We start from the raw sequence: 12,316 nt of genomic DNA on the forward strand, positions 1-12,316 counted from the left end.
TCTATATGGGTCAGCGGCATTTTTTTATTCATCCAGTGCTGGCAAGACCTTGACATGGAGGGCACTTGGTTGCTGGCTACCAAAATAAACTTTATGTGTAGCCTTGATGAAATCACTGTCCTTGGCTTCATAGATGTTAGGCACAAAGGATTGTGGGTTACGGTCTATGAAGGGGAACCAGCTGGATTGCACCTGCACCATGATGCGGTGGCCGCGCTGGAAGGTGTGAAAGACATCATTGATGGCAAACTTCACCTTCGTCATCTGGTTCGGTACCATAGGCTTGGCTGTTTCGAAGCCATCGCGGAAGCGGGCGCGGAAAGGTTCGCCGCGTACCAGGGTTTGCTGGTTGCCACGATTGGTTTGCGCATCAATTTCCAGGTTGGCGGGATTGACATCAATGAGCTTGACGACAAAGTCAGCATCGCTGCCAGTGACGCTCACAAACAAATCTGCACTTAGCGGGCCGGCCAGTGTCACGTCTTTTTCCAGCACTTCACTTTGCCAGCTCACTACATCCGGGCGGCTGGTGGCAAAGCGCTGGTCGGCTGCTATGTATTGCTTGCTCCAGCGCGTTTCTATCTCGGTGGTATAGGGCACAGGTTTGGCCGGGTCGCTGATGTATTCTACAAATTGCGCATCCTGATTTACCGGTGCGCTAAAACTCAGCTTGCCATTCGCCTGGAAGTACAGGGCCTTGTCCTTGCTTTCTTTCGGTGGCCAGGCATCAAAACCGCGCCAGCGGTTGGCGCCGGTTTCAAACATCCAGGCTTCGGCCAGCGTGGGCTTGTCGCCGGTTTTCAGATAATGCTTGAAGAAGGCAAATTCCACCGGCTGATAAGTTTGCACCGTCTTGTAGCCAAAGTTGGCATCGCCGACTTTGTCGCCATCACTACGGAACCAGCCGCCATGCGTCCATGGGCCAATGACGATGGTGTTTTGTATGCCAGGGTTTTGTTTTTCTATGGCCTTGTAGGTATTGAGCGGGCCATATAAATCTTCTGTGTCATACCAGCCACCCACAGTCAGGACAGCGGCCTTGATGTTCTTCAGATGCGGCAGAATATTGCGGCTTTGCCAGAAGCTGTCGTAATTTGGATGTGCCGTGATATCGTTCCAGAAAGGGATGCCGTTCTTGAAGTAACGGCTATTCGCATTGGCGACCGAACCCAGGTCCAGGAAGAACTGGTAACCATCCGGTGTGCCAAAATTAAAATTCTTCCAGCCTGCACCTGTGGTGGGTTGTGGACGTGGCTGGCCAAAACTGTGGAAAAAGCCAAAGGCCATTTGCAGATTGAAAGCGCCATTCCTGTGCATGTCATCACCACGGAACCAGTCCGCTATCGGTGCCTGTGGTGAGACCGCTTTTAATGCCGGGTGGCTGTCAATGGCACCAGCCGATGTATAAAAACCAGGGTAGGAATTACCCCACTGGCCGACCTTGCCATTATTGTGTGGCAGATGCTTGATCATCCATTCTATGCTGTCATAGGTATCGCTGCTTTCATCGACATCGGTTCTGGATTTTTTGTCGTCTATGTGCGGGCGCATGTTGACGAACTCGCCTTCCGACATGTAGGTGCCACGCACATCCTGATAGACAAAGATAAAGCCATCTTTCTCATACTCGGCAGTTGGCCCCAGCATGGTTTTATATTGATCGCTGCCATAAGGCCCGACCGAATAAGGTGTGCGGCTCATCAGGATGGGGTAGCGCTTGCTGGCGCTGGCATCGTTCGGTACATACACAGATGTGAACAGGAGCTTGCCGTCGCGCATGGGGATGCGGTATTCGAATTTGGCATAGTTTTTACGGATGTACTCGGCACGCAACCTGGCAGCGTCAGCCTTGTCGTCAGTGACCGTGCTGCTGGCGCTGGTGATGTTGCTGCTCAAGGCCAGTGCTGGTGTGGCGATGCTGGTCAGGATTGCGCCCAGCATGATGGAAAGTGCAGGCAGGGCCTGTCGCAACTGTGGTGTTCTCATGATGTTCCCCGAATATTTTTTGTGTGCTTAGGGCCAGCCAAGCTCAGACAGTTACATCGGTTTGGTGCCTGCTGGCACTACTTGGTCTGCAAAGACCTTAACAAGTTCCCTGAAAAGTTCCCTTAATCTTCAGCATTCGGGTCGTAATCAGGCAAAGGGGGCTCAATTTCCACGATGCTGTTGGCGCCCTTGCTACGGGCTGTCTGCAGGGCGCTATTAACGCGCTTGAGCATGCTGTCGGCACTGTCCTTGTGGGCATTGGTCGTCAGGCCAGTGGCAAAAGTCACTTTCAGGCCAGGGGAGATGGCTTCCCAATCTACTCCGGCGATGCGCAACTTCAGGCGGGCGATGGCCTTGAGGCTGGCTTCCAGCCACGTCGTTGGCATGACGATCGCAAACTCATTGGCAGCAACACGGCCAAAGGAATCCAGGGTGCGCAGCATGGTTAGCGCTTCTTTGGCGACTTGCTGCAAAACCTGGCGTGCCACGGCCTGGCCATGCTGCTCCAGTATTTGCTCAAGTCCATCGACGGCGATGGCTGCCAGCGTAAAGGTATGGCCGGTACGGAAGGAGCGTGCCAGTTCACTATCCAGCATCGCCGCCAGGGTGCGGCGGTTCAGGGCGCCAGTCAGGTGGTCGGTCCTGGCCATGCTGTCGAGTTGTGTCAGCACGGTTTCTAGCGTGGGCAAGAGATTGTCCTGATGGCCTTCGTTCTTGATTTGCTTGATCAATTGATCAATTTGTTGTCTTGCTTCTAATAAAGGCTGATTAAAATCTGTGGGCATGTACTCTCCGGCCAGGACTGGGACTAGCGCGAGGCGCTACAATGGCACTTTACCATTGTCTCCCGCGTTTCTGCCAAGCATGTTATTCACGAACCAGGTTTCTCCCTGCCAGCAAGTCAGCTCCCGGCTTTTTCCTGGCATGGATTTGTGGATGAAACGCGACGATATGTTGCATCCTCAGGTCTCGGGCAACAAGTTTCGCAAATTGAAATATCCTTTGCAAGCCTTGCAGGGGCAAAGTACCCATGTGGTTTCCATGGGGGGGATCTGGTCGAACCATATCCATGCACTGGCCCATGCGGCGCATGCGCTGGGCTTGCCCGCGACTGCCCTGATCCGGGGGGCGAGCGGCATGCACAGCGCCATGCTTGATGATGTCGTAGCGCTGGGCATGCAGGTTCAGTTTGTAAACCGTGAGGCCTACCGTCAATTAAGGGCAGATGACACAGCCTGGCGCAGCCATATTGTTGTGCCTGATCAGCGCACATTGTGGTTGCCGGAGGGCGGCAGTGCCCCCCAGGCCTTGCGTGGCGTGGCCGAACTGGTCGCCGAGCTGCCCTTTATCCCTGATTATCTGGTACTGGCCTGTGGCACTGGTGCGACACTGGCGGGTGTGCTGGCTGGCCTGGGCGGGCGATCCAGAGTGCTGGGTATCGCCGCCATCAGTCACGGTGATTACCTGCGTGCAGACATCAGCCGTCTGCTGGATCAGGCTGGCTACCCTGATTACCAGAACTATGAATTACTGACTGGATATCATCATGGTGGCTACGGTAAGGTTTCTGCCGGACTGACCGATTTTTGCCATGAATTCCAGCAAGAGACAGCGATTCCCCTTGAACCCGTATATACAGGCAAAATGATGTATGCCTTGCGCCAGTTGTGGCATGATGGATATCTCGCTCAAAATGCCAGGGTAGTGGCTGTTCATACCGGTGGTTTGCAGGGCGCACGCGGGTTTGCCCGCAGGTAGTCATGACGCAGGTAATCATAATGTTATGGCCGTATTAACTGGGCTGGGTGCAATGATGAAAAGGCGGCGCACAATTTTTGGCAACGCTATTTGCGGGCTGGCTGGGCTGGCTGGGCTGGCCGGGTTGACCCTATGCGGGGTTTGCCCTCAGCAAGTGCAAGCGGCAGAAACGCTGCTGCGTGTGGCTGTCTATGAAAATCTTGATTACCCCCTCAATATCTTTGACAAGAATCACGTACTGATTGGTGGCCTGCAAAAAGACTTTACTGACCAGTTGGCAAAAAAACTCTCAACACAAGTCAGTTATGCTGCCTATTCCCGCAGGCGCATAGAGAGCGTGGTCATACAGGGTGATGCTGACATCATGTGTTATTCCAGCCCCGGCTGGTTTGACTTGCCCAAGGAAGTCAGCTGGACGGTAGCTACCTTTCCCCAGGTTGAAAGAGTGGTGGTCATGGCTGACAAGACCAGCATTGAGATGGTGCCCCAGCAACTGGAAGGCAAAAAAGTCGTGTTGCAACTTGGTTACCATTATCCGCAAATCGCCAGCCAGCTTACTGAGGGAAAAATCAAGCGCGTTGACCTGACTGATGTGCCTGGCATGTTCCGTCTGCTGGCCATTGGCGGTGCCGATGCCATGGTCAGCTCGGATGGCGAGATTGAAGGATATTTCAAGAACTTCCCTGAAAAGCGCAGCCTGTACAAGGTATCCAAAACGCCTTTCTCTGTCGTCCATACCCAGTGCGCGCTGTCGCATAAATCTGCCTGGAAGCTGGAGCAGATCAATGCCGCAATACAGTTTTTGCAAGAAAGCGGTGAGATGGAAAGGATTATGCGCAAATATGGTTTGTCCATGCGTTAAACGTGAGTGTTAGTTGCTGGTGTTAACTGCAGACTTTAGCTGTTATGCTGCTGGCTTTATTCTTTTCCCTGTCCTGAGATGAAATCTTCCCTGACTGCTGTGCTGACGGCATTGCTCTGCAGCCTGAGCCTGCCTGCAATGGCGGCGGCTGATCCGAACAAGGTCTTGCATCTGTCCTTTGAAGCTGCCGATGATGGCTTTGATGCCATGCGTACCAATAGCGCCTATTCCAACTGGGTGTCTGATGCGATTTTTGAAGGTCTGGTCACTTACGATTATCTGGCGCGTCCGGCCAAACTGGTACCCAATACCATAGAGGCCATGCCCGCCATCAGTGACGACGGCAAGACCCTGACCTTCCGTCTGAAGAAGGGGATTTATTTTTCTCCTGATCCGGCATTCAAGGGGCAGCGCCGCGAATTGCAGGCCAGTGACTACGCCTATACCTTCAAGCGCCTGGTTGATCCAAATAATCGCTCGGTGCACGCCAGCATACTTGAAGGCAAGATCGTCGGTCTGGATGAACTGATTGCTGCCGCCAAAAAAACTGGCAAGTTTGACTATGACAAAGCAATTACCGGACTTGAAACACCAGACCCCTATACCTTGATTTTGCGCATGAAGGCGCAACACCCCGGCCTGATTTACTATCTCGCCAAGCCCCTGGGTGGCGCGGTAGCACGTGAAGTGGTTGAGCATTATGGCGAAGCCGTCAACCAGCACCCCGTAGGCACAGGTGCCTATATGCTCAAGCAATATGTACCACGCAGTAAAATCATACTCGAAGCCAATCCTGAATACCGGGGTTTTGTCTGGGACTTTCAAGGCACAGGCACGGACTGGGACAAGCAAATCATCAAGGACATGAAGGGCAAGCAAATGCCCCAGGTCGGGCGGGTCGAGATTGCCATCATCGAAGAAGAGCAGTCGCGCTGGCTGGCCTTTGATTCTGGCCAGCTCGACTTTGAAATGCTGGTACCGGCAGCCTCAGTCAAATTGTTGGACCGGGGCAAACTCAAGCCAGAATTTGCCGCCAAGGGTTTGCGGCTTTACCGCACTGTTGATCCCGGCGTGACCCGTACCTTCTTCAATTTCCAGGACCCGACGGTTGGTGGTTACAGCAAGGACAAAATTGCACTGCGCCGTGCGATTGCCCTGTCCTTCAATCATCAGGAAGAGATAGACCAGGTCTGGTTCGGGCAAGCCATCAAGGCCCAGTCCATGGTGCCGCCAGATGTGACCGGGCATGACACCAGCTATCGCAACAGCAATGCCTACGACCCCAAACTCGCCAACAAGCTGCTCGACAAATTTGGCTACAAGCGCGGTGAAGATGGTTTCCGTACCATGCCCGACGGTTCGCCACTGAAGCTGCGCATCCATTCTGCCCCCAAGACCAAGGACTATGCCCGCATGGAAGTCTGGAAGCGTTCTCTCGACAAGATAGGCATACGCGCAGAATTTCCGGTTGCCGGTTTTGCTGATAACCTGAAATCGGCTTACCAGTGCAAGCTCATGATGTTTGGCATGGGTTATATCGCCGACATCCCAGACGGCATGGATTTCATGGAACTATATTATGGCAAGAATGCTTACCGCGGCAATCATGGTTGCTACAAGTCTGATGCATTCGATGCGGCTTATGACAAGGTACGCCTGATGCCCAATGGGCCAGAACGCCTGAAATTATTCAACACCATGGAACGCATCCTTGAAGCCGACACCGTGCACAGCATGGAACTCTGGCGCGTGCGCAACTGGCTCATACAACCCTGGGTCAAGGGTTACAAGACTCATCCCATCTTGCGCGGTGACTGGCGCTTTCTGGATGTGGAAAAAACCAAGTGAGCATACTTCCCGGACTTGATCAGGAAAAAAAATGAACCTGGCACGCAGCGTCTACTATGTATTGACAGAGCCCAGACAAGAGTGGCAAAGAATTGCAAAGGATAGCCGCAGCAGCCAGCATGTATTCGTGCTGACTGTTGTACCCGTGACGGCTTTCTTTCTTGTGCTGGGTCTGATATCTGCTTTGCTGCTCAGGCATTTTGGTACCGCAACAGAGATTGAACCCCTGTCACGTGATTACCTGCGCATGCTCATCGTGACTACTGTTCGATCCTATGGCATGGGCCTCGTATTCATCTATATCATTGCCCGCATCATGCAAGGCCTGAGCCGTAGGCTTGGCGGCCTGTCTAGTCTGCCGCAGGCATTGAAGCTGAGCATCTTTAGCATAGTGCCGCTGCTGATCGTCAGGTCGCTGCACTTACTGCCTTTCTTTCGCAATGACAGAGTCACAGAAAATCTGATCGCGATGGCCGCGATCAATTTCCTGGCAAGTATATACAGCATTTACCTGCTGTATCTGGGCGCGCCGGTCTTGCTTGAAGTGCCTCCAGAAAAACGCGGTAAATTCACCGCGATCAGTGCTGCGGTGTTAATGCTGCTTACCTGGCTGCCCATCGTTCTGGTCGTCTTCATGGCAAACCTGATGGGAAATTTGGACTAAGCCCCAATTAGCTCATCACCGGCCTGAAAAAACTTCTCTCATAGCTGACGATGCACTTGTGTTCTTCAGCATATTTGAATGCCGCCTGGCATTCGGCATCATCCATCATCTGTATGCGGTATTGTTCATACGCCGCCAGGCTGGGGAAGGTAAACAGTGCCAGCGCCACATTATTCGCACCCTCAGAAGGCAGGAAATAACCGTGGTGCTGGCCGCCAAACTTGTTTACCAGCGGTATCCAGAGTTTGCCGTAATGTTCAAACTCTTTGAGTTTGGCAGGATCGATAATGTAACGCAGATAGCAGGTAACCATGATGTTGATCTGGGAGTGTAAGAGCCACTATCTTACCTGCATATCCGCGCAGGCATCAAACCTGGATCAGCCCGCCGTCTGCTACCAGTTCCACACCATTCACATAGCTGGCTGTTGCTGATGCAAGAAACAGTACGGCAGCCGCGATTTCTTCGGGTCTGGCCATGCGACCTGCCGGTGCGGCATCGACCAGATAAGCCGAGAAGTTGGCGATATCTGCTTCTTTCATGTTCAGGCCATTTTCCATGATTGGCGTCCTGGTGACACCGGGGCTGACGACATTCACGCGTATCTTCCTGTCCTTGAGGTCATTCGCCCAGCTACGCGCAAATGAACGCACTGCTGCTTTTGAGGCATTGTAGAGACTCAGATTGGGCATGCCCTTGCTGGCAGCGATGGAGGCATTCAGGACAATAGAAGAAGCTGGCTTCATCAAGGGCAGCAGGCTTTGCACGGTAAAGAACAGGCCTTTGACATTAGTGTCGAAGGTAGTGGCAAATTCCACTTCGGTGGTGTTGCCAAACTGGTTGTGGATGGCGATGCCGGCATTGGCAAACAGGACGTCAATCTGCTCACCGCTAGCGGCAATTTTGTCATGCAGGGCTTGCAGGTCACTGGTACTGGCAGCATCTGCCGTCACCGGGATTGCCTTGCTGCCGAGGATTTCGCGCGCTTGTTCGAGCTTGGCTGTTGAGCGGCCAGTGATATACACGCTTTTTGCACCGGCGTTGATAAAGGACTGGGCGCTAGCCAGGCCTATGCCGGAGGAGCCGCCAGTGATGACGATGACCTGGTCTTTGAATTCGTTTGTAGTTGCTGACATTTCGGTTTTCCTGTGAAAGGGGATAGGAAATGGCAGTATGGTAGATATGGATTGGTGAAACAATCCATGTTTTATTCATGAGATTAGTGATTGAATTTCAGTAATAGCGGCTTAGACGTTTTAATTGAAATGGCTTCTATTTACCCTGGCGGATTGCTCTGTGAACAAAATTTATAGTGAGGTCACTAATGGGGATGGCGTTCTATTGCAAACAGTTAGCTTTGATTAACTGAACCCTCCCCCTTTGAAGGGGGAGGGAACTATTCACCATTAAACCATGGCCTGCGGGAGCATGGATGATACTGATTTATACCAAATCAAACCTGTCCGCATTCATAACCTTAACCCACGCCCTCACAAAATCGCGCACAAAGACTTGCTGCGCGTCGCTACTTGCATAAACTTCTGCCAGTGCCCGCAACTGCGAGTTGGAGCCAAAGACGAGATCGACCACACTGGCTGTCCATTTCAATTCACCGGTTTTTCTATCTCTGCCTTCGAGCTGGCCGTCAGTGCCGGACTTTTGCCATTTGGTTCTCATGTCCAGCAGATTGACGAAGAAGTCATTGTTGAGTGTCTCGGTATGTTTGCTGAGTACAGGTTTGGCATCGAGTGCGCGAAGACCGCCGACCAGGGCTGTCATTTCTGGTGCGCTCAAATTCAGCAATTGGGCCTTGTCGATGAGCAGGGCTGCTGCTGACTCTTCGAGACCTTTGCGCAGGTAATTGCGGAAACCGTCTGCCAAGGGTTCGAGTACGGCGAAGGATTCAACGTCGGTCTGCTCCTGGCTGGCATCCGTGCGGCCTGGTGTGAATGGCACGCTAATGTCTTGCCCGGCTTTTTTGGCTGCGGCCTCAATGCCGGCGCTGCCGCCTAATACGATCAAATCAGCCAGCGAGATTTTTTTACCGCCAGATTGCGCGGCATTGAACTCCGCCTGTATGGCTTCGAGTTTAGCCAGTACCTTGGCGAGTTCTGCTGGCTGGTTGGCTTCCCAGTCTTTTTGTGGTGCCAGGCGTATGCGTGCGCCGTTGGCACCGCCGCGCTTATCACTACCACGGAAGGTGGAGGCGGATGCCCAGGCGGTGTTCACCAGCTGCGATACAGACAGGCCGGATGCCAGCAGTTTGGCCTTGAGGCTGGCGATATCTTTATCATCCACCAGCGCATGATCGACAGCCGGAACAGGGTCTTGCCAGATCAGTTCTTCTTTTGGTACCAGCGGCCCAAGGTAACGGGCAACAGGGCCCATGTCGCGGTGCGTCAGTTTGAACCAGGCGCGGGCGAAGGCGTCTGCCAGTTCTTGCGGGTTTTGCAGGAAGCGGCGGGAGATTTTTTCATACGCCGGGTCTACACGCAGGGCCAGGTCTGCCGTAGTCATCATGGGGGCGTGGCGCAGTGACGGGTCATGCGCGTCTGGCACTGTGGTCTTGGCGGCTGGGTCTGTCGGCGTCCATTGATGGGCACCGGCCGGGCTTTTGGTCAGTTGCCATTCGTAGCCGAACAGGGTTTCGAAATAGCTGTTGTCCCATTTTGTGGGCGTAGGCGTCCATGCGCCTTCTATGCCGCTGGTGGTGGTGTGCACGCCTACACCTGTACCAAAGCTGTTGGTCCAGCCCAGGCCTTGTTCTTCTATACTGCTGCCTTCTGGTTCTGCGCCGACATGGGCTGGGTCACCTGCGCCGTGAGCTTTGCCGAAGGTGTGGCCGCCTGCGACGAGGGCCACGGTTTCTTCATCGTTCATAGCCATGCGGGCAAAGGTTTCGCGGATATCGCGGGCTGATGCCAGCGGATCTGGCTTGCCATTCGGGCCTTCCGGATTGACATAGATCAGGCCCATCTGTACGGCGGCGAGGGATTTTTCCAGTTCACGGTCGCCGGTATAGCGCTGGTCATCCAGCCATTTGCCTTCTGAACCCCAGTAGATATCTTCTTGCGGTTCCCACACGTCGGGGCGGCCACCGGCAAAGCCGAAGGTCTTGAAGCCCATGGAATCAAGCGCGACGTTACCAGCCAAAATCATCAGATCAGCCCATGACAGTTTGTTGCCATATTTTTGTTTGATAGGCCAAAGCAGGCGGCGCGCCTTGTCGAGGTTGCCATTGTCTGGCCAGCTATTGAGTGGTGCAAAACGTTGTGCACCTGCACCTGCGCCACCGCGACCATCGGCAGTGCGATAGGTGCCTGCGCTATGCCAGGCCATGCGTATGAAGAAAGGGCCGTAGTGACCGTAGTCTGCCGGCCACCAGTCCTGGGAGTCTGTCATCAGAGCATGCAAGTCCTGTATCACTGCGTCGAGATCGAGAGTCTTGAAGGCTTTGGCGTAATTGAAATCCTTTTCCATGGGATTGGATGAAGGAGAGTGCTGGTGCAGAATTTTGAGATTCAGTTGATTTGGCCACCAGCCCGCATTGCCTGGCGCACTGGCCACGGCAGTTAAGCGAGCAGTAGCACCGGCGCTACCTGAGAATGGGCATTTTGCATCGTTTGACATCATTATCTCCTTTGGGTGACGTTCAAACTCATTCATCACGAAGGTGAGATGAGTTTTGCTACCTGATTGATTGTAGAGATGGAAATGCCATAGGTAAACTTAATTTAATTTATTGAATCAATTTGTTTTTACTATCAACATGCACTATCGATGAAATGAACACGGTCTGGCAAAGCAAAACTGCTGAAGTAAAGACAGCTTCGTAAAATTGCCTTTATCATATTAGCGGATGCAGGTAACAGAGTCATGCTGCCAGGCCATTGAATCCCCTGCCGTTCTAAGGGATAATTGCGGCTATGAACGATACTATACAATACCCCCCATTACCGGACCGCCTGTCGGTTGATCCCCGTAGCCCTTATCATGTCGCTGAAGTGTTTCAACACGATGTCGGCATCAAGCTCAATGGTAAAGAGCGCAACGATGTTGAAGAATATTGCATCAGCGAAGGCTGGGTCAGCGTTGCAGCGGGCAAAGCACGTGACCGCAAGGGCAATCCTTTGATGATCAAGGTCAAGGGTGTGGTTGAGGCGTTTTACCGCTGATCTCTTTCATGCAGATGTAGCAAGGTGCAGTCTTTTGGGCTTGCACCTTTTTCATTTGGCTGGCTGGTTCGCTGGCTATCAGCGCGTGTTGCGCTATCCTTTAGTATTCCAGAATACCGCCTGCCTGTTTGTCAAACACGCATGGTGCCATGCCTGCCTACCCTGATTCGCATCCCAGATGAAGCCCTCACCATTGTTACATCCGCCACATGCTGTGTCCCGTTTGCGCTCATCCCGTCTTGAGCGCAGTACCAGACCGTTTCTGGCGCGTGGCGGGCCCAAGGGAGAGCGTTGTGGTGCTTGCAGGCTGATACTCAGCCATTGCCTGTGCGAATTACGGCCCATCGTACCAACTCGTGCTGGCGTATGCCTGGTGATGGCTGAGCATGAAACCCTGAAACCCAGCAACACCGGCTGGCTGATTGCCGACGTGGTGCCCGATACCATGGCTTTTGGTTGGGCACGTACTGAAGTTGATCCGGCTTTACTGACTGTGCTGGCGGACCCGCAATGGCAGCCGTATGTAGTTTTTCCCGGTGAGTTTGTAGCGCCAGAGCGGGTGATTACAGAATTACCGCCGGTAGATACTGAGCAGAATAGACACAAACGCCCGCTGTTTATTCTGCTGGATGCAACCTGGCCAGAAGCACGCAAGATATTCAAGAAAAGCCCTTACCTGGTGCAGTTCCCGGTGCTGAGCCTGCTGCCGGAACAACTCTCACGTTACCGTTTGCGCCGTTCACGACGGGATGATCATTTGTGTACGTCTGAAGTCGCGGCTCTGTGCCTGGGGCTGGCGGGAGAGCCTGCGGCGGCGCAGGCACTGGAGATGTACCTCGATGTGTTCACCGATCATTATCTGCGGGCCAAGCAGCAGTTGAAGGTGGAGTGGGAGGATGAATTGCATGTGCAGATGCGGGAGTTGGTTGAGGGATTGTAGGTTGGGTTGGGCCTATTAACATCGTAGGTTGGGCTACGGGTTATCAGCCCAACACTCAGCCGCAAATAATGTATGCATTTATT

At 53.3% G+C, this 12,316-nt stretch carries 11 protein-coding genes; 6 read left to right on the forward strand and 5 right to left on the reverse strand.

Going from position 1 to position 12,316, the window contains the following annotated elements:
* Positions 1 to 24: 24 nt before the first annotated feature.
* Both ACO0LN_RS05280 and ACO0LN_RS05285 read right to left on the reverse strand, forming a co-directional pair.
* Positions 25 to 1,986 (reverse strand): CocE/NonD family hydrolase, encoded by a 1,962-nt coding sequence (locus ACO0LN_RS05280; RefSeq protein WP_422971662.1) that lies wholly within the window; start codon positions 1,984 to 1,986, stop codon positions 25 to 27.
* A gap of 122 nt (positions 1,987 to 2,108) precedes the next feature.
* Positions 2,109 to 2,771 (reverse strand): GGDEF domain-containing protein, encoded by a 663-nt coding sequence (locus tag ACO0LN_RS05285; RefSeq protein ID WP_422971664.1) that lies wholly within the window; start codon positions 2,769 to 2,771, stop codon positions 2,109 to 2,111.
* 79 nt (positions 2,772 to 2,850) lie between these two features.
* On the opposite strand from ACO0LN_RS05285, the gene ACO0LN_RS05290 reads away from it, so the two are divergent.
* The 4 genes from ACO0LN_RS05290 to ACO0LN_RS05305 all read left to right on the forward strand — a co-directional run bounded on the left by ACO0LN_RS05290 (position 2,851) and on the right by ACO0LN_RS05305 (position 7,118).
* Positions 2,851 to 3,744 carry a 1-aminocyclopropane-1-carboxylate deaminase/D-cysteine desulfhydrase gene (locus ACO0LN_RS05290; protein WP_422971666.1) on the forward strand — a complete coding sequence of 298 codons (894 nt, stop codon included), beginning with the start codon at positions 2,851 to 2,853 and terminating at the stop codon, positions 3,742 to 3,744.
* Positions 3,745 to 3,769: 25 nt separating this feature from the next.
* The gene (locus ACO0LN_RS05295; RefSeq protein WP_422971668.1) at positions 3,770 to 4,606 is read left to right on the forward strand and encodes a substrate-binding periplasmic protein; all 837 of its coding nucleotides are present in this window, start codon (positions 3,770 to 3,772) and stop codon (positions 4,604 to 4,606) included.
* A 78-nt stretch (positions 4,607 to 4,684) separates the two neighbouring features.
* Positions 4,685 to 6,454 (forward strand): ABC transporter substrate-binding protein, encoded by a 1,770-nt coding sequence (locus tag ACO0LN_RS05300; RefSeq protein ID WP_422971670.1) that lies wholly within the window; start codon positions 4,685 to 4,687, stop codon positions 6,452 to 6,454.
* Positions 6,455 to 6,485: 31 nt separating this feature from the next.
* The gene (locus tag ACO0LN_RS05305) at positions 6,486 to 7,118 is read left to right on the forward strand and encodes a Yip1 family protein (protein ID WP_422971672.1); all 633 of its coding nucleotides are present in this window, start codon (positions 6,486 to 6,488) and stop codon (positions 7,116 to 7,118) included.
* Positions 7,119 to 7,125: 7 nt separating this feature from the next.
* Here ACO0LN_RS05305 and ACO0LN_RS05310 read toward each other — a convergent pair whose 3' ends face one another.
* The 3 genes from ACO0LN_RS05310 to katG form a co-directional block, all read right to left on the reverse strand.
* Positions 7,126 to 7,431, reverse strand: a complete 306-nt coding sequence (locus ACO0LN_RS05310) for an NIPSNAP family protein (protein WP_422971674.1) — start codon at positions 7,429 to 7,431, stop codon at positions 7,126 to 7,128.
* Positions 7,432 to 7,486: 55 nt separating this feature from the next.
* Positions 7,487 to 8,254 (reverse strand): SDR family oxidoreductase, encoded by a 768-nt coding sequence (locus ACO0LN_RS05315; RefSeq protein WP_422971676.1) that lies wholly within the window; start codon positions 8,252 to 8,254, stop codon positions 7,487 to 7,489.
* 307 nt (positions 8,255 to 8,561) lie between these two features.
* Positions 8,562 to 10,748 (reverse strand): catalase/peroxidase HPI, encoded by a 2,187-nt coding sequence (gene katG / locus ACO0LN_RS05320; protein WP_422971678.1) that lies wholly within the window; start codon positions 10,746 to 10,748, stop codon positions 8,562 to 8,564.
* Between the two features lie 296 nt (positions 10,749 to 11,044).
* On the opposite strand from katG, the gene ACO0LN_RS05325 reads away from it, so the two are divergent.
* Positions 11,045 to 11,293 carry a DUF3297 family protein gene (locus ACO0LN_RS05325; RefSeq protein WP_422971680.1) on the forward strand — a complete coding sequence of 83 codons (249 nt, stop codon included), beginning with the start codon at positions 11,045 to 11,047 and terminating at the stop codon, positions 11,291 to 11,293.
* 178 nt (positions 11,294 to 11,471) lie between these two features.
* On the forward strand, positions 11,472 to 12,233 hold the full coding sequence (locus ACO0LN_RS05330; protein ID WP_422971682.1) for a tRNA-uridine aminocarboxypropyltransferase: 762 nt from the start codon (positions 11,472 to 11,474) through the stop codon (positions 12,231 to 12,233).
* Positions 12,234 to 12,316: the final 83 nt, after the last annotated feature.

The organism is Undibacterium sp. TC9W, from assembly GCF_049339865.1.
In the GTDB taxonomy this organism is placed as follows: domain Bacteria; phylum Pseudomonadota; class Gammaproteobacteria; order Burkholderiales; family Burkholderiaceae_D; genus Undibacterium.

What these genes read in the sequence shown, in the direction of transcription:
- ACO0LN_RS05330 (WP_422971682.1), top strand. Translation starts at nt 11,472, where the DNA reads ATGAAGCCCTCACCATTGTTACATCCGCCACATGCTGTGTCCCGTTTG.
- ACO0LN_RS05295 (WP_422971668.1), top strand. Translation starts at nt 3,770, where the DNA reads ATGGCCGTATTAACTGGGCTGGGTGCAATGATGAAAAGGCGGCGCACA.
- ACO0LN_RS05315 (WP_422971676.1), bottom strand. Translation starts at nt 8,254, where the DNA reads ATGTCAGCAACTACAAACGAATTCAAAGACCAGGTCATCGTCATCACT.
- ACO0LN_RS05325 (WP_422971680.1), top strand. Translation starts at nt 11,045, where the DNA reads ATGAACGATACTATACAATACCCCCCATTACCGGACCGCCTGTCGGTT.
- ACO0LN_RS05310 (WP_422971674.1), bottom strand. Translation starts at nt 7,431, where the DNA reads ATGGTTACCTGCTATCTGCGTTACATTATCGATCCTGCCAAACTCAAA.
- ACO0LN_RS05290 (WP_422971666.1), top strand. Translation starts at nt 2,851, where the DNA reads ATGTTATTCACGAACCAGGTTTCTCCCTGCCAGCAAGTCAGCTCCCGG.
- ACO0LN_RS05300 (WP_422971670.1), top strand. Translation starts at nt 4,685, where the DNA reads ATGAAATCTTCCCTGACTGCTGTGCTGACGGCATTGCTCTGCAGCCTG.
- ACO0LN_RS05280 (WP_422971662.1), bottom strand. Translation starts at nt 1,986, where the DNA reads ATGAGAACACCACAGTTGCGACAGGCCCTGCCTGCACTTTCCATCATG.
- katG (WP_422971678.1), bottom strand. Translation starts at nt 10,748, where the DNA reads ATGTCAAACGATGCAAAATGCCCATTCTCAGGTAGCGCCGGTGCTACT.
- ACO0LN_RS05305 (WP_422971672.1), top strand. Translation starts at nt 6,486, where the DNA reads ATGAACCTGGCACGCAGCGTCTACTATGTATTGACAGAGCCCAGACAA.
- ACO0LN_RS05285 (WP_422971664.1), bottom strand. Translation starts at nt 2,771, where the DNA reads ATGCCCACAGATTTTAATCAGCCTTTATTAGAAGCAAGACAACAAATT.